Raw genomic sequence first — 19,170 nt, 5'->3', positions numbered from 1 at the left:
CTGGGGAGCACGTCAGGCGGCTACCCACCAGCAGTTCCCTGCTGTCGCTTCTGTGCTTATGGTCCAACAGTCTTCGATGACCGCCTTGATTGGGCTTTCCTTTCCCCTGGCGGCCGCCGCCGGCGGTGCGCCGCTGCTGCTGCGGCAGCTGTTTGATGCCGAGACGGGCACCTTCACCTATCTGCTGGCGGAGGTGGCCTCCCGGCAGGGGGTGCTGATCGATTCGGTGTATGAGCAGCACCCCCGCGATCTTTCGTTGATCCGCGAACTGGGGATCGATCTGGTCGCCAGCCTCGACACCCACGTGCACGCCGACCACGTGACCGGCAGCTGGCGGCTGCAGCGGGCCACCGGCTGCGCTATCGCCCTGGCCGCCGTCGCCGGGGCTGAGAACGTGACCCTGCCCCTGCGCCACGGTGATTTGGTGAGCTTCGGCGGCCGCCACCTGGAGGTGCGCGCCACCCCCGGCCACACCGATGGCTGCCTCAGCTTCGTGCTCGATGACCACAGCCTGGCCTTCACCGGCGATGCCCTGCTGGTGCGCGGCTGCGGCCGCTGCGACTTTCAGCAGGGAGATGCCTCCACCCTCTACCACTCGATCACCGAGCAACTCCTCTCCCTGCCCGACCACTGCCTGCTCTATCCGGCCCACGATTACAGCGGCCGGGCGGTGAGTTCGGTGGCCGAGGAGAAGGCCTACAACGCCCGGCTCGGTGGTGAGGCCGACGAGCGTGACTTCGTGGGCTACATGGAGAACCTGCACCTCCCCCACCCCAACCGAATCGCCGTGGCCCTGCCGGCCAACCTCCGCTGCGGCAGGCCCGCGGACGGTGGCCTGGAGGAAGCGGAGGACTGGGCACCGATTGAGCGCAGCTATGCCGGCCTGCCGGAGCTCACGGCCGGCTGGGTGGCCGAACACCGCCAGACCTTGACGCTGGTGGATGTGCGTTCCGAAGCGGAGGTGCAGGGCCCGGACGGTCGCATCCCAGGCAGCCTGCTGATTCCCCTGCCCGACTTGCAGACGCGAGCTGACGAGATTCCCGCGGATCGCCCCACGGTGCTGCTCTGCCACTCCGGCAGCCGCTCCGCCCTGGCCACTCAACAGCTGCTGAAGAATGGGCTCACACGCGTGGCCAACCTGCACGGCGGCCTGCGGGCCTGGAAGGCGCAGGGGTTGCCGTTGGAGCATCCCGCTTGAATCACAGCGTGGCGCTCTGTTGTAGCCGTGAACTCAAGTGGTTCACGGACCCGTTAACCACGGCTGGCGTTGGGGTTCCTGCTTAGAGTGCTGTTGCGGGGTAAGGATTTAAGCGACTGAATTGCAGTGAACTCAGTTGCCTTCTCAGGAAAGGGCCTGCCGTCGGGGGGCGGAACCGCCTAAGCACAAGTTAGCCATTCACCAAAGTAGTCATGTTCACGCTAGATCAGGTTGTTCCCTGGGGTCGTTCGTTCAAGGAGTACTCTGCCATGTTCTCACTGGCCGGGTCTGATATGGCAGGCCGAATCCTTGGCTGTGGAGATGGACCAGCAAGCTTCAATGCAGAAGCCACCAAAAGAGGAACACAGGTTATTTCATGCGATCCTATCTATGCATTCAGCAAGGAAGATATCGAAGCTCGAATTGCAGCAACCTATGAGCAAGTGATTGATCAGACCAGGCAGAACCAGAATGAGTTCGTTTGGGAGGTGATCACATCGGTCGAGGAGCTCGGCAAGGCCCGCATGGCCACAATGCAAGCTTTCTTGGATGACTATCCAGCTGGCCTAGTTGAGGAACGATACTTGAACTCGGAATTGCCAACTCTTCCTTTTCCTGACGCTTCATTCGACTTGGCTCTCTGCTCGCATCTTCTCTTCTTGTATAGCCAACAGTTGGATGAAGGGTTTCACCATTCTTCGCTGCTGGAGCTATGCCGAGTTGCCAAAGAGGTCAGGGTGTTTCCGCTTCTTGCATTCGGTGGTGCAATGTCGCCCCATCTTGAAGGGAGTATCGAGATGCTGCGTTCAGCTGGTCACCAAGTGACGATTCAGCGGGTGAGCTACGAGTTCCAGCGAGGCGCATGCGAAATGCTGAAGATTCAACGTACGGATGGCTACCATCAAGATTCCGCGGACGGGTGCAATGGTGATTGATGAGTTAAAAGGGCTACTGCCCGCTGCCGATCATGAGCGTTAGCCCAAAGACAATGAAGTTCTTTCTCGTTGTTGGAGCCAGTCGTGGAATCGGTGCGTCAGTGACTCAGCATCTGATTGAACAAGGCCACTCAGTGGTTGGAGTTTCTCGCACGAAGCCTCCTTTTGGAGAGTGGATTCAAGCAGATGTATCTACCCACGACGGAATCAGCATGGTCTGCGAAGCCATCGGTGATCGCCCGCTGGATGGATTTCTTTATCTGGGCGGCGTGTGGGAAGAGGGCGCTTTCGCAGATGCCTTTTCTTTCGAGAACAGTTCTGATGCGGAAACGCGACTTGTCCTCAGTGTCAATTTAATTGCCCCAATCGAACTATCCCGAGGCATTGCGAAGAACTTGGCTCTGACCGAGAGTCCGAGAGCAATCTTCATTGGTGCCTTATCGGGACTTGATCATTCCGCGACGCCTGAAGTGGCCAACACGGCGTCGAAGTTCGGTCTTCGTGGAGCGGTACAGGCGCTGCGTCTTGTTTATCGACGGAAGAAGATCGGATTTACTGTGATTAATCCCGGCAACGTGGCGACACTGGAAGTACAGAAGGATATTGAAGAAGGAAGATTTCCAGAGCAGGCGCCTATCCCCTTAGACGATCTCTGCAAGACGATTGACTGGATTCTGTCTCTATCCGCGCTGACCGAAGTAGGTGATGTGAATCTAATCCAAAAAGAAGGCTAACAATGCGATCCGCTGAACACCTATCCGCGTCACGATCTATGCTTGGTCGCTTCGCTCCCAGCATGGATTGCGCCACGGGCAGGTGCCAGTGATGGCGGACGTTAGCCCCGGTGATACCGCACCTTCTGCCCCTCCCGCTCACTCTCAAACCGCTGCAGTCGGTGGGTCAGTGCCCGTAGCCGTTTCATGTCGCGCGAGTTCACCGGATCGAACAGATCCCCCCGCGCGGCTTCGATGAACACCAGCACGTCTTTAGGGCTGCAGGCGCCGCTCTTCCAGCCATGGAATTCCCGGTGCAGGTCGGGCACCAGCACCAGGATGTTCTCCGGCAGGTCGGCCAGGTCAGGTCGGCTGCGGCGGTCGAACAGATGGTGCCCGTCTAGGTCGATCTTCTTGTGCACCGCCGCCTTCTTGCCGGTGATCTCGCAGCGATGGCCGGCGGCCGACTTGGCGCGCTTGATTGCCCGGTCCACCCCTTCGGTGAGGTAGCGGATCTCGGAGTTGAAGCAGGTCTCCACCACCTCGCCCACGGCTTCGATCCAGGCCTGGCGCGTTTTGGTGATGCGGCTGTTGACCCGCATGTCGCGGGCCACGCGGGCGATGCCCCGCTGACTGATCAGCACCTGCCGCTCCTCGCTCTCCAGGAAATCCTTGTTGAGCTCTAAGGCTTCCTCGCCCTCCTCCGTGCCTGCGGTGCGCAGCCGGTTCCAGGAGTTGTTCAGCCCCAGGTAGTTGGTCTGCAGGATGCCTACGGTGGTTTTGCGGCTCACGAAGGCCAGATCGCCACGGATCTCCAGGGTGCCGCCGGCTTCGATGAACTCCTGGGTGATCCGCCGCGACACCAGCAGCTGTTTGCGTTTCTGCTTCAGCTTGAACAGCCGCTCGCGGAACCAACCCAGCACCCCCGTTTTCTCGTTGGCTTCGATGTAACGGGCCAGCGCCTCCACGCCCTCCTCGCTGAAACGCCGGGGGCGCTTGCCGTTGGCTCCGGCCACCGCAGGACCGCTGTACTCGAAATGGTCGCCCTCCACCAGCTCCCATTCGTCGTCGGCGTTGGCATCGAAGGTCTCCACGATCTTGTAGAGGCTGTCGATGCGTTTACCGAGAATCTTCGCCGTTTCTCGATCGGTCAGCAGGTCGCGCATCGTTTCTAGGGCATCAGGGCAAGGATCGAGTCCTTCATCGTCTGCAGGCGTTCCGCCACGCGGGGATCGCCGCCGTGGTCGGGGTGGTGCAGCTGGATCAGGCGGCGGAACGCCTCGCGCACCTCATCGGCTTTGGCGGTCTTCGGGTCGAGGCCGAACACCACCCAGGGCCGGAAGTGCTGCAGCACGTCGATGCCGTTGATCACGGTGGGTCCGTCCTCCAGGTTCCGCTCGTTGGCCGGAATGCCGATGAAGCGCCGGTAGAGCACCAGCCAGTCGTCCTTGGTTTTCAGCGCCACCTCCTCCCCCGTCATCGAGAGCTGGAAGTTCTTGTCCTTGCGCAGTTGGGTGACGGTCTTGCAGTGGAAGTGGGCCAGCACCTTGTTCTTGAGCTCGGTGGCGGTGGGGGGCTTGGGCTTCGGTGGCGGCGGATCTTTGAACGCTCCCCCGTTGACCGTCTGTGCGAAGGCCAGCAGATCGGCTTCGTCCAGCTCCGGCTTGCCCAGGAGCGTCTGGATCAACGCTTTCACCTCGGCCAGCGTCAGCGTCTTGCTTCGGGCGGCCACAGGCCAGTGCTGGAAAGGGGTTTCATGCTGGCCAGTGGCTTCCGGGGTTGCCTGGTGGCTTAGGAAACTGTCGTGTTTCGTTGGCCCGGCCCACGGGGGTGGTGTCACTCAGGCGGTGCGGCGCAGGTCGTCGATCACCGGGATCAAGGCCAGCGCCACCACCACCAGAGCCAGGGGAACCGTGGCGGCGAAGCCGATGGCACGAAAGCCGGCCGCGCCCACCACGCCTCCGCTGAAGAAGCCGGAGAAGAGCAGCAGCAGCAGCAGGCGCTCACGGTCTACCACCACAGGCGGCTGAACAGCGTGTGGGGGCCGATTCACCAGCAGCAGCTTGCCCACTTCGATGCCGATATCCGTCACCAGCCCGGTGACATGGGTGGTGCGGATCTCTGCATGCGAAATCTTGGTGATCACCGCATTCTGCAAGCCCATGATGAAGCAGAGCAACACCACAGTGAGTGGCACGAACAGCTCATGCATCTCATTCAGGCGAGCGCCAATCGTGCCGAACAGCAGCAGCAACAGCGCCTCCAGCAGCAGCGGCAGTGCATAGGCGCTGCGCAGATTGTGCTGCCGCGCCGCATTCACCAGGATGGCTGTTGTTGCGGCACCGATGAGGAACGCAGCCAGGGCGACGCCGCCTGTGCTCAACACAAACCAGTCGCCACCAATGGCCGCCTCCGCCATCGACGACACGATCCCGGTCATGTGGGACGTGTATTGCTGCACGGCAAGAAACCCACCGGCATTGGTGGCGCCGGCCACGAACGCCAGGCCGATGCCCAGGTGGGTATTGCTGCGCCTTGTGCGAACCGTGGCCGTGAGCCCGCGCACATAGTTGACTGGCATGCCTCACAGATTCGTGTGGCCTCGGCTCCCTGGCTGAACGGAACGGCGTGGGTCAGTTGACCGCTTTGTTCACCATCTTGTTGTCGTTGGCAACGAGTTCCTTGGTGTTGCGGTCCACGGTCTTACCGGCGGCCTTGGCTTTCGCCTCGCTTTGCTTCCCCTTCTGGCCCCCTTCTCCAGTGATGGAGCCGATCGTGTCCTGGGCCTTGTCGTCGCCCTGCTGAGAGACGGTCTCCACCTGGCTCGTTGCTACGCCACGCTCACCTGAGACCGGTGAGGATGACGACGCCAGGGCCATAGCGGGTGACTGGAACAGCAGGGTTGTCATCAGAATCACAGCCGAAATCAATGAGGCGATGAATCTTTTCATGTCTGTTCTCCTATGTGTTTTGTGCATCGGCACCACCCACCTCTAGCCACGATCACAGCGGCGCACCACCTGCAACGTTGCGTCTGGTTTTATTCGTTGCAGCCGTAATCAGCAGAACGCAGCAGAATGAACACATCCGTGCCACACCTACAACGCCATGCCCTCGATGCCTTCGGATTCAGCCGGCCCGCAGGGCCTGCGCCGCCGTGATCTGCTGCTCGGTACCCTGGCGGCTGGCTTCGCGGTAGCGGTGCGGCCGATCGCGGCGTCCACGATCACCACAGCTGCAGAGGGCCTCACCGCCGGCTTCGTGTCGATTCCGGTGCAGGGCCGCTCCATCCCGGCCTACCGGGCCCGGCCAGCCGCAGGCACGAATCTGCCGGTGGTGCTGGTGGTGCAGGAGATTTTCGGGGTGCATGCCTATATCCAGGACGTGTGCCGCCGCCTGGCGCGTCTGGGCTATCTGGCCATTGCCCCCAGCCTGTTCGAGCGCCAGGGGGATGTCACCAAGCTGCCGGATATCGCCGCGATCCTGCCGGTGGTGGCCACCGTGCCGGATGCCCAGGTGATGGCCGACCTCGATGCCAGCGTGGCCTGGGCAGCCAGCAGCGGCGGCGGCAACATCAGCAAGCTCGGCATCACCGGCTTCTGTTGGGGTGGCCGCATCACCTGGCTCTACGCCGCCCACAACCCGAAGCTCGCCGCTGGCGTGGCCTGGTATGGCCGCCTGGAGGGAACCCGCACGCCGGAGCAGCCCTTCTACCCCCTGGATGTGGCGGCCAAGCTCAAGCCGCCGGTGCTGGGTCTGTACGGCGGCAAGGATGACGGCATCCCGCTCGAGTCGGTGGAGCGCATGCAAGCCGCCCTCAAGGCTGCCGGCAGCCGCAGCGAGATCGTGGTGTTTCCCGACGCTCCCCATGGCTTCCATGCCGATTTCCGCCCCACTTACCGAGCGGCAGACGCAGCGGATGGCTGGAAGCGGCTGCTGAGCTGGTTCAAGGCCAACGGTGTGGCCTGATGGACAGCGGAGAGGGTGCTGCTGGGTTGGTTCGTCAGTGGAAGAGGAAGGCACTGGGATCGATGCCGCTCATCTGAGCTACCACCCAAGCCTGACCCCAATGACTGCTCCACCTCTCCTGAACACTCACAAGGATGGACAGGCCGCTCTTTAGCTTGCGCCAATGCTAAATGCCCTGCCCTGGCGTTTCCGTGGCAGGGACACGGCTCCTCATACGCTTGTCATTGCAGGTGAGTTGATTGCTCAGTTGGTGCGGCAGTGCCCTGCGCTGCTCATCAAGCTGGATGTTGATTGTGATTACGGCGTATGGAGAGATCCCGACTTTCCAGGTAGACGGATCAAGGCAGGCCAATGTGTCGCGCAATACACAACTGCTTTTCCTGGCATCGCCGACACATCAACGTCACGATGAGTGACGGAGCATTGACCAAAAGGGATGATCGTCATTAACTAAATCTTGATATTTACTTCAAGATTTCAAAATGACTGTTCTATCAACTTTTGAGCTTCTTCTTAAGCCTCAGTTGCCCAAGGACTTGACAGTAAAGATTCCAGCGTTGGGGAAAGTCACCCGAGTCATTCTTCAGGGATATTTTCTTGCCGTATCCAACTTGAGCGACAAAGGAGTCGGGCTCTCGGTTGCATTTGTGACGATCACGCCAGGGCTTGTTCCAAGCAAGATTCTGGCTAGATTTGATGTTATCGGTCAAAACGGTCCTGCATCGTTGACGCAAGATCCCCCACCTGCGAATCAGCCCAGCCCCAATAATGGGGATGTAGTAAGAACAAAGTTTAGCATTTTCCTAAACCCACATGACACGGGGCTGCTGATTGTTCAGCCAGATGCATCCAAGCCTGATGTTCTAAAGGCTGTTGATTTTGAGCTCAGAGGCTATGTGGAGCTCTCGCTGAGTGCCTCAAACATGCAGCAGTCGTCTGATGTCCTGGTGACTGCTGAGCACCGAGGAACTTTCTTTGATGGCTCTAACCTAGATAACACAGCAGCTCTCGGCGAATTATCCTATGCACTTCCTTTGGCAAATGGTGGCTCACTGATAAGCCTCACGCGTAGCTAATCGATAAAAAGTGATGCCAGCATGCATAGCCATTACCCATGAAGTTTCACCCTCTCCATTTTGGCTGGGCCGCTCTTCCGGCTCAGCCCCATGCGATCGTGGTTTTCTTGGGCGGGGCATTCTTCGGCTCCTTCCCTACTGTGTTTTACCGCGCCTATCTTCGGGATATCTACGAAGCTGGCTACGGAATTGTTGCTCTTCCATTCCGGTTTTCCCTTCGCCATTGGGATGTTTCCCTGTCCCTCGCCAGTTACCAGTCTGAGCTTAGAGCGGAAGTGGCAGCTCTACTTATGGCAGATGGCCTGCAGAATGAACCAGTCTGTTCGGTTGACTACCTCTGGATTGCCCATAGTCTTGGCTGTAAGTATGTGGCACTGCTTGAGCTTCTTAGTGACAGCGAAGAGATCTCCAAGTCGGACAATATCATTTCGGCATTGAAGCTGGAAGTTCCAGAGCAGGCTGACGAACTCTTGAATAAGCTAAGCCAGCTTGATGCCCACATTATTTCTCTACGCGATCAGCAGCAGATCCTAGTTGATCCTGTTATTGCTGATCTAGAGGCAGCAATCCCTTTGCCTTTCCTGAGGAGTATCTTCGATTCTGTATTGAAGGTCCATCCATCTCAAGCAATGACTATAGAGCTTATCAAATCATCGGCTTTGTTCTCCATTACGTCCGTTCTTTCTTTGGCCAGTCGCACTGCAGAGTTAACCTTGAGTCAACTTGCCAAGATTAGCAAGATCCAGAGTGATAGAATGAGGCCTCCAATCCAATTAATTCCGATAAAGCTCAGTAGATCTGCGCCCTTGTTCGGTCGTCATTTATCTATCTTGGGATACAAGAGAACGGATCAGGGAATTCGAGATGAAACTCTCTCTATTCTTGAAAAGTCTCGAGTAGCTTCAGCTTCCCGCGCATGTTCTGAATCAAGAGACTGTGGAGCTCTCACGGGAGGTTGAGGGGGCGGATAGTGCCACGGCCGCAGCAGATCTCATGAAATGATCTCCAGCTGTTGCTGGTCGCGGTCATTGAGCAAGGCATCGCTCGCATTCCACAGAAATCGTCCATGCCCAAAACCGGGCTCGCCTCCACCGTGCGTTCCTCGACAAGCATCTAGGTTAAAGAGCCGGGCGTACCTGTGGCAAGGCAGCGAAATCTGTTCTTGACCATGATTCTGCCTTGTCTAGAGCCATTTGTAAGTGCCAGTCGTGCCGAGGCGTTTGTAAAGGCAGGATCAAGAGTTCACTTGCGAACGTTCGCTGCCCATGCCTGAACGTCTCACTCTCCGAACTTCCTGTCGAGCCATTGCGTTGCCACAAACACGCCGATGAACATCGGCAGATAGGCGACCCACATGTTGGGGAGATCAAGCTCCGCGTTGTTGATCACAACGAGCCCTGCATAGCTGATGAGCCCATAGATCAGAGCTCTGCGAACAGGGCCGGCAATCTTTTTCACGCGTGCTGCAACAGCTGACGTATCCTATGGCAGCTGTGGTTGCCACGCTGGCAGCGTCAGCCAGGTGCGGCAACGCTCACCAGCCTCGGTAAGTTGATGCTGGCGGCGAACCTCGGTCCATGTTCCGCGATCTGTTGCTGGCGATCGGCATCCCAACGGCTCTGCTGCTTCTGTTCACCGTGCTTCTGCAACGCGGCACGCCGCTGCCCACCTGGCTGCAACGGCTAACCGACCGCTCTGATTGGATCTGGACTGTGGGCGTGGGTCTGTTGATCACGCTCTCGTTCCTGCGCTGGCTGCTGCAACGCTGAGGGACGCGGCGTTTTCACTCGTTCATGCACCGCTAGCGCATCACCCACCAGCAGCGCAGCTCACACCCGGTCACACATACGCCCGCTGGGGTCATCCCACAGTGATCGGGGTGAACGATGGTTGAGGAGAACCCGCCAGGATCCCCGCGACACCCCTCGGACTGCTGCAGACCGTCATTCGCCGCAGCGAAGCACGGCACCCGCCCGCCCCTGCTGAGCCTGAGCCTTCCCGGCCCCAGGCTTCGCACGTTCCGCCGCGGCGGACCCTGATCGTCGTGGGAACGGGAATCGCCCTCTGTGTGGCCGCGGTCGGTTGGCTGCTGATGCAGCAGCGTCAGACGCAGGCCAGACAAGTCGCACTGGCACAGCAGACAGCGCCCGTGGAACGCAGCGATCTGGTGTTGAAGGTCACGGCCGCTGGCTCGATCCGACCCACCACACCGGTGAACATCAGCCCGAAGCAGCCGGGTCGGGTCACCTTCCTGGCCGTGGATCAGGGCGATCGGGTGAGCGCTGGTCAGATCCTGGCGCGTATGGACAACAGCAACCTTCGCGGCACCTGGCTGCGGGCGAAGGGAGTGGTGGCGGCTGCAGAGGCGAACCTGAACAGGCTGCAAGCCGGCAACAGACCTCAGGAGATTGAGGCGGCCAGACGCAATCTGCAGGCGGCGCTGGCCGATCAGATCGCGATCAGCTCCAGCTATCGCAGCAACCAGCAGCTGTATGGCTCCGGCGCGATTGCGACCGTGACCTTCGACGCCAGCCGCTCAGCGTTTCTTGCCGGTGAGGCACGGGTGGGGGCATTGCGGGCGCAGCTGAACCTGGTGCAGGCCGGCGCCCGCCGTGAAGACATCGCAGCCGCCCAAGCACAGCTGCTGCAGGCACAGGGAGATCTTGTTTCGGTGCAGGCGCAGCTGGAGGACACCGTGATCCGTGCGCCCTTCACCGGGGTGATCACCCAGAAGTACGCAGATGTGGGGGCGTTTGTGACGCCCACCACCTCTGCCAGTGCCACCAGCTCGGCCACCTCTTCATCGATCCTGGCGCTGGCCAGTGAGCTGGAGGCGGTGGCCAATGTGGCGGAGATGGATGTGGGGGAAATCCAGCCAGGCCAGCAGGTGGAGCTGCAGGTGGATGCGTTTCCCGGTGAGCTGTTTCGCGGCACGGTCAGGTTGGTGGCGCCAGAAGCGGTTGTGGAGGCCAACGTCACCAGCTTTCAGGTGCGGATTGCCCTGAGTCCGGAAGCCGCCAGCAAGCTGCGCTCAGGAATGAACCTCACCGCCAATGTGCTGGTGGGCAATCGAGCCAACGCCCTGTTGATCCCTACCCCGTCGATCGTGAGCGAGAGCGGTGGCTCTGGGGTGATGGTGTTGGGGGGCGACAAGCAGCCTGTGTTCCGTCCGGTGACCGTGGGCGCCACGTTGGGCGCCAGAACGGAGGTGCTCAAGGGCCTCAAGGAAGGCGATCGGGTGTATGTGTCGGCGCCGGGCCAACGCCAGCCCAACAGTCGCCCGGTGTCGAGCGTGTCGCCACTGCAGCAGCCGCGTGGCCCGGGAAGGTTGCCGCGCTGATGGCATCCACTGGTCGGCAACGGCGGCAGGGCCGGCAGCGCGGCGATCTGGGCGAGAGCCTCGCCATGGCCTGGTCTTCGCTGCTGGCCAATCGGATGCGCTCCGCCCTCACGATGCTGGGGGTGATCATCGGCATCGGTGCCGTGATCAGCATGGTGACGATCGGCCGTGGCGCCCAGCAGCAAACAGAAGCCCAGTTGAAATCACTGGGCTCGAACCTGATCTTTGTACAGAGCGGTGTGGCCACGGGCCGAGGGCCGGTTTCCCCTGGGGCAGGCTCCGCCACCACCTTGATCTGGGACGATGCCAGGGCGATCGCTGAATCGTGCGGGGCCGTTGTCGCTGTTGCCCCCAACCTTTCCCAACGCAGTCAGGTGGTGCTGGCTGAGCGCAACACAAACACCACCATCCTGGGCAGTACGCCTGATTATGTTGTCGTCCGTGATTTTCTGCCGCTCACCGGTCGCTTCTTCAACACGGCTGAACTTGATCAATCGGCCAGGGTGGCTGTGCTTGGCCAGACGGTGGTGGACAGCCTTGGCCTGACGGCGGCCTCTGCCCCCAACAGCATGATCCGCATCCGTGGGGAAACATTCACGGTGATCGGAACGCTGGAATTCAAGGGCAGCACCGGCTTCCGCGATCAGGATGATCAGGTGCTGATCCCACTCACCACGATGGCCTCGCGCATCGTGGGGGTCAATACCACGGCTGGAGTATCCGTAGACAGCATTGCCGTATCGGCGCGATCGGCGGAAAGCATGGCGGATGCTGAGTATCAGATCACCAACCTGCTGCGTCTTCGGCACCGGATCGTGCCGCCTCTGGTGGACGACTTCTCCATCCGTAACCAGGCAGACCTGGTGAATGCCTCAAACGCCGTGGCCAATGTGTTCACCGGATTGCTGGGTGGATCAGCAGCCATCTCCCTGCTGGTGGGTGGCATCGGCATCATGAACATCATGCTGGTGTCCGTCACCGAACGCACCAGGGAGATCGGCATTCGCCGCGCCATCGGGGCGCGCTGCAGCGACATCCTGCGTCAATTCCTGATCGAGTCGACCGTGTTGTCGTTGGTGGGCGGAGTGCTGGGTGTTCTGCTGGGTGTGGTGGCCTCACTGGCCATCAATGCGGCGTTTGGCTGGAGCAGTGGCATTGCCCTGGATGCGGTGGGATGGTCGCTGGCCTTCTGCCTGGTGATTGGTGTGTTCTTTGGGGCCTATCCCGCCAACAAGGCGGCCCAGCTGGATCCGATCACAGCCCTGCGGAGCGATTGAGCCATGATGCAACTTCGAAGCATCTCCAAGGCCTATCAACTGGGTGAGGAGGAGCTGACGATCCTTCACGACATCAACCTCACAGTGCTGCGCGGTGACTACACAGCGATTGTGGGCACCTCCGGTTCAGGCAAGTCGACACTGATGAACATCCTCGGTTGCCTGGAGCAACCGAGCACGGGGGAGTACTACTTCGACGCTCGTGCGATCAGCAAACTCAGCGACAACGACCGCACGGATCTCCGCAACCTGCAGATCGGCTTCGTGTTCCAGCAATTCAATCTTCTTCCTCGCCTCAGCGCCCTGCAGAATGTGATGCTGCCGATGGTCTATGCAGGGTATTCACCCCTGGAGCGACGTGAGCGTGCGGAAACACTGCTGGAGCGCGTGGGGCTGGCTGATCGCCTGGCCAACCGGCCCAATCAACTCTCCGGCGGCCAGCAGCAGCGAGTGGCGATCGCCCGCGCGCTTGTGAACCAGCCGCAGGTGCTTCTGGCCGATGAACCAACCGGCGCACTCGATTCACGCACGGGCGGGGAGGTGATCGAATTGATCTCAGGGCTGCATGCCGGCGGCCTCACGATCGTGCTGGTGACGCACGACGCCTCCGTGGCCCAGAACAGTGAACGCATCATCCAGATTCAGGATGGCCGCATCACTGCAGACCAGCAAACGCGCAACGCTGCGTAGAGAGTGGCCAGTGGCCGCCAAGGCGCACGACCACGTACTGATCTCAGCCAGGGTGACAGCACATCGGTGGAGACAACCTTCATGGACGACAGAACAACGAACTTCAGCACGCCGTTCGGCGTTGAGGCCAACGCCCTGCATTTCTTTGGTCCGCACCGATGCCGCCACGCTGGATTCTGGAAGTCTTCAGTTCCGCCAGCTCGCCTTGAACGTGAGCTTTGCCGCCATTTGGTGCCAGCCGCTGGCTCGGTCCCCACCACCTCCACCGCACGCCTCGTCTCACTCTGCAGTTGGCAGCCCCGGCACTTCGTGCGGGAGGGCCATGGGCAAGCGGGGCGCTGACCTTCACGCCAGCTGAGCCTTCATCCGCCTCAACGCTTGGCCAGAGGCATCACCTGTTGCTCCTTGTACGATCCCTGCTGGTTGCTCCTGACGTGCGCTGTGCAAAGCGGGCACTCCGGCATTCACACACCTCTGACGGTGCTGGAGTCGCAGGCTGTGGCCCTCGACGACCCGGCCGCCCTGCTGGAACGTGTGGCGCAGACCATGCCACTTCTGGGCTTCCTGGAAGGTCCACAGTGCTCAGGCTTCTACCACCGCAGTGGAGTGATGCAGCTGGGAGAGGCAACGGTCTCCTGCAGCCGCCACGCACCGATTGAAATCGGCTTCGGCGACTGTGCCTTCTCCACCCTGATCCTGCCGTTGTCTGGCAATGCTCAGGTGCGCACGGATGGGCAGCGGCTCTCGCTCCAGGGTGGGCCGATGGCGGCTTACCTGCCTGGAGCCGCCTTCACCGCCAGCACCGACACCTTCGAGGAGGTGATGATCTGCCTGGACCGCCGGCGACTGGCTGAGACCGCCTCTGCCCTGGTGGGACAGCTTGGCAACACCAGCAGCTTTGTGCCTCAGTTCCAGAACACGCTGCTGGTGGATGGCAGCGGCATCTCCCCGCAGGCGGATCTCCTCAACCACCTGCACCTGGCCTTGCGCCTGGTGGAGGCCCCATTGCTTCAGTCGGTGGGTGGCATCAAGGCGGCGCAGCTGGAAGATCTGGTGTACCGATTGGTTGCCGCCATCCTGTGTCCAGCCGCCGCCCAAGGGACTGAGCAACCTCTCCCCCACGCCAGCGGAGATCAGATCTTTGCAGAACTGCTGGAGTGGATCGAAGCCCATCTGCACACCGCGATCACGCCCACCGAACTCAGCCGCCGTAGTTGCTATTCCGTGCGCAATCTCCAGTATCTGTTTCAAGAGAGATTTGGCTGCAGCCCCATGCAATGGGTGAAGCAGCGGCGGTTGCATGCCGTGCACCGCGAGCTGCTCCACAACCAGTCGGCAGACACGGTGGCCACCATTGCCCGCCGCTATGGCTTCATTCACCTCTCCTCCTTTGCAGCCAGCTTCAAACGCACCTTTGGTGTGTCGCCGTCGTCCGTTCTGCGCCATTCCCGTAGCGCCGCCTATCCTCCTGTTGACGCAGACATGATGATCCCCAAGCCGTAAGTCTTATGAGGCTGGCCCTTGCGGTGTTGATTGCATCCTCACCGCATGTCTGCACACCGAATGTCCGCTCACCGCAGGCCAGCACGTTTGGCGTTACTCGTTGACCACCGAAGCCTGCACTTCAATGGAGCCGTCGCCGCATTGCACAAGCCTGCCGCTGGGATTCGGCATTAAGGTGCCCAGCACGAGCTGTGGATCCGCCGGACGGATCTGGCCTGGTTGAAGGTTTCTGCAGATGATCGTGGTGATCATGGGATTCTGATTGGGTGTGAGAAAAGCTGCTCCCACATAGGCATTCAGCTGTCCCACTGTTGAACCCTGGGCGGGTATCACATAGCTATAGGCGGCTTCCGTGGTGGTGCGCACGGCATAGTCGAAGCTGGCGGGAAGCGTGATGCCGAAATCCTGCTGGATAGAGGAAACGGTGGCCCGGAAGGCTCCGTTCTTCTGGAAGTAAGTGCGCTGCCCTTCCGTCATCCTGGCGGCCGCATTGAGTGCGGCGTTCTGGTCGGGATTGGGCTGTGCCTGCGCCTCTGCTGCTTGTGGGGCTGCTATGCAGCCCATGGCCACGCACGTGATCATCAACAGGCGATTCATGGTCATGATTGGCATGGCCTTCCTTGTATCAGAGCAAAGGCAGTGAGCTACACAGCCTGAGGGATGACTGCGTTTCTGCGGCAGGATTGCCGTTTGGCGTCCATGCTCAGATCGGTGCGGCGCCTCAGGGTGGAATCCATGTGAACAATGTGATCATTCACACCCTGATTTGATCCCTCGCTACGGAACAATGCTCCCTGAGCGCATGGCCACTGAAGCGAACCTCTCGTTGTCCTATCTCCGTGCCGATGCCTCGTTTTCGGAGGGTTTGCTGGTCGTGGTTGTGCTGGTGCTCAGCCTGGCCCTGCTCCTGTTGCGGGCTTTGCCCGCCCAGGCCGCCATCAGCTGCCCGGCCGGGATGCAGCCCATCGCCGGCGGCCGCTTCCTGATCGGGGCCGCCGGGCTCCTGCCAGAGGAATCCGAGGCCGCGGTGCAGGTCCGCCCCTTCTGCCTGGGCCGCACTGAAGTGAGCAACCACGACTTCGCCGCCTTTGTGGCCGCCACCGGCTACCGCACGCAGGCCGAAGGTCCGCTGCCCGCGGAGCAGTTCCCGGCTCTATCTGCAGCGGAGCGCGCCCCTGGTTCGGTGGTGTTCAAGCCGCCTTCCATGCACGCCCAGCTTCAGGAATGGAGTGGCTGGGAGTGGGTTCCGGGCGCCGACTGGCGCCATCCCCAGGGCCCCGGCAGTTCCATCGACACCCTTGGCGATCACCCCGTCGTGCAGGTGTCGGTGGCAGATGCGGAGGCTTATGCCGCCTGGGCTGGTGCGGCGCTTCCATCGGAAGCTCAGTGGGAGTTCGCTGCTCGCGGCGGCCTCAAGGATCGTGTCTTCAGCTGGGGGAACACCTGGCGTCCTGGCCAGGCCAACACCTGGCAGGGGGAGTTTCCCCTCTCCAATTCCGGCGAGGATGGCTATCTGGGTACTGCTCCGGTGGCCAGCTTCCCCGCGAATGGCTACGGCCTGTACGACATGATCGGCAACGTCTGGGAATGGACCAGCGACTGGTACCAACCAGACCATGCCGCCGTCGACGGCGGCCTCGACCCCCGTGTGGTCGATGAAGCCGCCAGCCTCGATCCGCGCGAGCCTGGTGTGGCCAAGCATGTGATCAAGGGCGGCTCGTTCCTCTGCGCCCCCAACTTCTGCAGCCGTTTCCGCCCGGCGGCCAGGGAGGCCGAAAGCCCTGACACCGGCACCTCCCATATCGGCTTCCGTCTTGTTTCCCCGCCGCTTCCCGTCTCCCATGGATAAGGGCCTGTTCGCTGTGCTGCTGCAGATGTCCCGTCGGCTGGGCCGCTTCCTCAGAGCGGATGGCCTGGCCGGTGCGGCGCGCCGGCTGTTTCTGGTGGCAGCGGCTCTGTTGCTGGCCGGCTGGCAACTGGGTGGCATGCCCGCCCTGGCCCAGCGCATCTCCGGCACGCCGGGAGCCCCCAATGCCACCACCACCATCTCCGGCACGCAGCTTCCGGCGCCGGCTCCGCCCTTCGGCGGCGTGATCAAGCACGGCGCCCAGCAATCGAAGCCCTGGTGGGCGCCGCGGATCACGCCGCCCCAGAGCGCCCCGAACGTGCTGCTGATCCTCACGGACGACGCCGGATTCGGCGTGCCCAGCACCTTCGGCGGGGTGATTCCCACGCCGGCGATGGACCGCATCGCCAAGGCGGGCCTGCGGTACAACCGCATGTTCTCCACGGCCCTGTGCTCCCCCACCCGCGCGGCTCTGATCACCGGCCGCAACCACCACTCGGCAGGGTTTGGGGTGATCTCGGAGCAGTCCACCGGCTTCCCCGGCTACAACAGCATCATCGAGCGCGACAAGGCCACGATCGGCCGCCTGCTCAAGGACAACGGCTATTCCACCGCCTGGTTCGGCAAGGACCACAACGTGCCCGCCTTCCAGGCCAGCCAGAGCGGCCCGTTTGATCAATGGCCCACGGGAATGGGCTTCGAATACTTCTACGGCTTCGTGGGTGGGGATGCCAACCAGTGGCAGCCCAACCTGTTCCGCAATACCACCCAGATCTATCCCTTCGAGGGCGCGGAGCCCGGCAGCTGGAACCTGGTGACAGAGATGGCCGATGACGCCATCGACTACATGGCGCGGATGCACCAGATCAATCCCAGCAAGCCGCTGTTCATCAAGTACGCCCCAGGGGCCACCCATGCGCCCCACCACCCCACCAAGGAGTGGGTCGACAGAATTCACGCCATGCATCTCTTTGATGATGGCTACGAGAAACTGAGGGAGCGCATCTTCGCGAATCAGAAGAAACTTGGCGTGATCCCTCAGGACGCCAAGCTCGATCCCTGGCCCGCCGATGTGATCACCCCCTGGGACCAGCTGAGCCCGGACGCCCAGAAACTGTTCATCCGCCAGGTGGAGGTGTTCGCCGCCTACGCCGCCTACAGCGACTATGAAATCGGCCGGGTGATCCAGCAGTTCGACGATCTCGGCAAGCTCGACAACACGCTGATCATCTACATCAACGGCGATAACGGCACCAGTGCCGAAGGCGGGCCGCTCGGCACCCCCAACGAGGTGGCCTTCTTCAACGGCCTCAACAAGCTGCCCGTCGATGTGCAGATGAAGTTCTACGACGTGTGGGGCACCGATCTCACCTACAACCACATGTCAGCAGGCTGGAGCTGGGCGTTTGACACCCCGTTCAGCTGGTTCAAGCAGAACGCTTCCCGTCTCGGTGGGGTGAACCAGAACATGGTGGTGTCGTGGCCGGCGCGTATCAAGGACAAAGGGGCCCTGCGCGAGCAATTCGTGCATGTGATCGACGTGGTGCCGACGATCCTTGAGGCGGCTGGGTTGAACGCGCCCGAGGTGGTGGATGGCATCCCCCAGAAGCCGATCGAGGGTACGAGCTTCGTTTACACCTTCGACGCGAAGAATGCCAAGGCGCCCTCCAGGCACGAGCGGCAATACTTCGAGATGTTCGGCCAGTGGGCGCTGTATGACAAGGGCTGGCTGCTGAGTACCAAGGTGAACCGCGCTCCCTGGGACGCCTTCGGCCCGGCCAACCCGGATCCGCTCAACAACCAGACGCTGGAGCTCTACAACCTCAACAACGATTTCAGCCAGACCACCGACCTTGCGGCCCAGAACCCCGGCAAGGTGAAGGAGATGAAGGAGGCCTTCATCAGCGAGGCTCGCAAGTATCAGGTGTTCCCGCTCGATGCTTCGGTGGCGGGGCGCATCGTGGCGCCACGGCCGAACATCACCGCTGGGCGCAACGAGTTCGTGTACACCCATCCAATGGTGGGGCTGCCCCAGGGGGATTCGCCTGTGCTGCTCAACACCTCCTACACCGTCAGCGCCGACATCGAGGTGCCGGCCGGCGGCGCCGAGGGCATGCTGCTCACCTCCGGCGGCCGCTTCGGTGGCTACGGCTTCTACCTCAAGAACGGCAAGCCGGTGTGGGTGTGGAACATGGTGGATCTGGAGCGGCTGAAGTGGGAGGGCACTGATCCGCTCTCCCCCGGCAAGCACAAGGTTGAGTTCGATTTTGTCTACGACGGCAAGGGGGCCGGCACGCTGGCCTTCAACGACTTCAGCGGCGTCGGTCGCCCCGGTACCGGCACCCTCAAGGTGGACGGCAAGGTGGTGGCCACCAGAACCATGCCCAAAACCCTGCCGATGATCCTGCAGTGGGATGAAAGCTTTGACGTGGGCTCCGACACCCTCACCGGTGTCAACGACGCCGACTACCAGCCGCCGTTCCGCTTCACCGGCACCCTCGACAAGCTCACCATCAAGCTGGATCGGCCCAAGCTGTCGCCGCAGGAGATCAAAAGCCTGGAGGCGGCGATGCGCGCCAAGGCCGTGAGTGAGTGAGCGTCTCCGCCGATCTCACGGGTGAGA

At 61.3% G+C, this 19,170-nt stretch carries 19 protein-coding genes; 13 read left to right on the top strand and 6 right to left on the bottom strand.

Annotated elements, in window-relative coordinates:
- Positions 1 to 76 precede the first annotated feature (76 nt).
- The 3 genes from KBZ19_RS02410 to KBZ19_RS02400 all read left to right on the top strand — a co-directional run bounded on the left by KBZ19_RS02410 (position 77) and on the right by KBZ19_RS02400 (position 2,867).
- On the top strand, positions 77 to 1,198 hold the full coding sequence (locus KBZ19_RS02410) for an MBL fold metallo-hydrolase (protein WP_255099635.1): 1,122 nt from the start codon (positions 77 to 79) through the stop codon (positions 1,196 to 1,198).
- A gap of 269 nt (positions 1,199 to 1,467) precedes the next feature.
- On the top strand, positions 1,468 to 2,133 hold the full coding sequence (locus KBZ19_RS02405; protein WP_255099634.1) for an SAM-dependent methyltransferase: 666 nt from the start codon (positions 1,468 to 1,470) through the stop codon (positions 2,131 to 2,133).
- 32 nt (positions 2,134 to 2,165) lie between these two features.
- Complete coding sequence (locus tag KBZ19_RS02400) at positions 2,166 to 2,867, top strand: SDR family oxidoreductase (protein WP_255099633.1); 702 nt, start codon at positions 2,166 to 2,168, stop codon at positions 2,865 to 2,867.
- 101 nt (positions 2,868 to 2,968) lie between these two features.
- Here KBZ19_RS02400 and KBZ19_RS02395 read toward each other — a convergent pair whose 3' ends face one another.
- From KBZ19_RS02395 to KBZ19_RS02380, 4 genes are all read right to left on the bottom strand, one after another.
- Positions 2,969 to 4,012, bottom strand: a complete 1,044-nt coding sequence (locus KBZ19_RS02395; protein ID WP_255099632.1) for a hypothetical protein — start codon at positions 4,010 to 4,012, stop codon at positions 2,969 to 2,971.
- A 5-nt stretch (positions 4,013 to 4,017) separates the two neighbouring features.
- Positions 4,018 to 4,578 (bottom strand): J domain-containing protein, encoded by a 561-nt coding sequence (locus KBZ19_RS02390; protein ID WP_255099631.1) that lies wholly within the window; start codon positions 4,576 to 4,578, stop codon positions 4,018 to 4,020.
- A gap of 108 nt (positions 4,579 to 4,686) precedes the next feature.
- A complete protein-coding gene (locus tag KBZ19_RS02385) occupies positions 4,687 to 5,427 on the bottom strand; it encodes a YoaK family protein (protein WP_255099630.1) in 741 nt (246 codons plus the stop codon).
- Between the two features lie 52 nt (positions 5,428 to 5,479).
- Positions 5,480 to 5,755, bottom strand: a complete 276-nt coding sequence (locus KBZ19_RS02380; protein WP_255099629.1) for a hypothetical protein — start codon at positions 5,753 to 5,755, stop codon at positions 5,480 to 5,482.
- Between the two features lie 208 nt (positions 5,756 to 5,963).
- Between KBZ19_RS02380 and KBZ19_RS02375 the strand changes: the two genes are divergently transcribed.
- The 3 genes from KBZ19_RS02375 to KBZ19_RS02365 all read left to right on the top strand — a co-directional run bounded on the left by KBZ19_RS02375 (position 5,964) and on the right by KBZ19_RS02365 (position 8,850).
- Positions 5,964 to 6,815, top strand: coding sequence for a dienelactone hydrolase family protein (locus KBZ19_RS02375; RefSeq protein WP_255099628.1), 852 nt, complete (start codon positions 5,964 to 5,966; stop codon positions 6,813 to 6,815).
- A 524-nt stretch (positions 6,816 to 7,339) separates the two neighbouring features.
- Complete coding sequence (locus KBZ19_RS02370) at positions 7,340 to 7,891, top strand: hypothetical protein (protein WP_255099627.1); 552 nt, start codon at positions 7,340 to 7,342, stop codon at positions 7,889 to 7,891.
- 38 nt (positions 7,892 to 7,929) lie between these two features.
- The gene (locus KBZ19_RS02365) at positions 7,930 to 8,850 is read left to right on the top strand and encodes a DUF1350 family protein (RefSeq protein ID WP_255099626.1); all 921 of its coding nucleotides are present in this window, start codon (positions 7,930 to 7,932) and stop codon (positions 8,848 to 8,850) included.
- 319 nt (positions 8,851 to 9,169) lie between these two features.
- Here KBZ19_RS02365 and KBZ19_RS02360 read toward each other — a convergent pair whose 3' ends face one another.
- Positions 9,170 to 9,349, bottom strand: a complete 180-nt coding sequence (locus tag KBZ19_RS02360) for a hypothetical protein (RefSeq protein WP_255099625.1) — start codon at positions 9,347 to 9,349, stop codon at positions 9,170 to 9,172.
- Between the two features lie 119 nt (positions 9,350 to 9,468).
- Between KBZ19_RS02360 and KBZ19_RS02355 the strand changes: the two genes are divergently transcribed.
- From KBZ19_RS02355 to KBZ19_RS15085, 5 genes are all read left to right on the top strand, one after another.
- Positions 9,469 to 9,660 (top strand): hypothetical protein, encoded by a 192-nt coding sequence (locus KBZ19_RS02355; RefSeq protein WP_255099624.1) that lies wholly within the window; start codon positions 9,469 to 9,471, stop codon positions 9,658 to 9,660.
- Positions 9,661 to 10,040: 380 nt separating this feature from the next.
- Positions 10,041 to 11,231 carry an efflux RND transporter periplasmic adaptor subunit gene (locus KBZ19_RS02350; RefSeq protein WP_255099623.1) on the top strand — a complete coding sequence of 397 codons (1,191 nt, stop codon included), beginning with the start codon at positions 10,041 to 10,043 and terminating at the stop codon, positions 11,229 to 11,231.
- Entirely contained in the window at positions 11,231 to 12,508 is a 1,278-nt protein-coding gene (locus tag KBZ19_RS02345) for an ABC transporter permease (RefSeq protein ID WP_255099622.1), read from the top strand. The genes KBZ19_RS02350 and KBZ19_RS02345 overlap by 1 nt, the downstream gene beginning before the upstream one ends.
- Before the next feature lie 3 nt (positions 12,509 to 12,511).
- Entirely contained in the window at positions 12,512 to 13,198 is a 687-nt protein-coding gene (locus KBZ19_RS02340) for an ABC transporter ATP-binding protein (RefSeq protein ID WP_255099621.1), read from the top strand.
- Between the two features lie 441 nt (positions 13,199 to 13,639).
- Positions 13,640 to 14,701 (top strand): helix-turn-helix domain-containing protein, encoded by a 1,062-nt coding sequence (locus tag KBZ19_RS15085; protein ID WP_255099620.1) that lies wholly within the window; start codon positions 13,640 to 13,642, stop codon positions 14,699 to 14,701.
- 93 nt (positions 14,702 to 14,794) lie between these two features.
- Here the strand turns inward: KBZ19_RS15085 and KBZ19_RS02330 are convergent, their stop codons facing one another.
- Entirely contained in the window at positions 14,795 to 15,304 is a 510-nt protein-coding gene (locus KBZ19_RS02330) for a type IV pilin-like G/H family protein (protein WP_255099619.1), read from the bottom strand.
- 199 nt (positions 15,305 to 15,503) lie between these two features.
- Here KBZ19_RS02330 and KBZ19_RS02325 point away from each other — a divergent pair, with 199 nt between their 5' ends.
- Together KBZ19_RS02325 and KBZ19_RS02320 are read left to right on the top strand one after the other, a co-directional pair.
- Positions 15,504 to 16,550, top strand: coding sequence for a formylglycine-generating enzyme family protein (locus tag KBZ19_RS02325; RefSeq protein WP_094511077.1), 1,047 nt, complete (start codon positions 15,504 to 15,506; stop codon positions 16,548 to 16,550).
- Complete coding sequence (locus tag KBZ19_RS02320) at positions 16,543 to 19,143, top strand: arylsulfatase (protein WP_255099618.1); 2,601 nt, start codon at positions 16,543 to 16,545, stop codon at positions 19,141 to 19,143. Before KBZ19_RS02325 ends, KBZ19_RS02320 begins: the two co-directional genes overlap by 8 nt.
- Positions 19,144 to 19,170: the final 27 nt, after the last annotated feature.

The organism is Synechococcus sp. L2F (genome assembly GCF_024345695.1).
GTDB lineage: Bacteria > Cyanobacteriota > Cyanobacteriia > PCC-6307 > Cyanobiaceae > MW101C3.
This window is presented reverse-complemented; position numbering and strand designations above follow the sequence as displayed.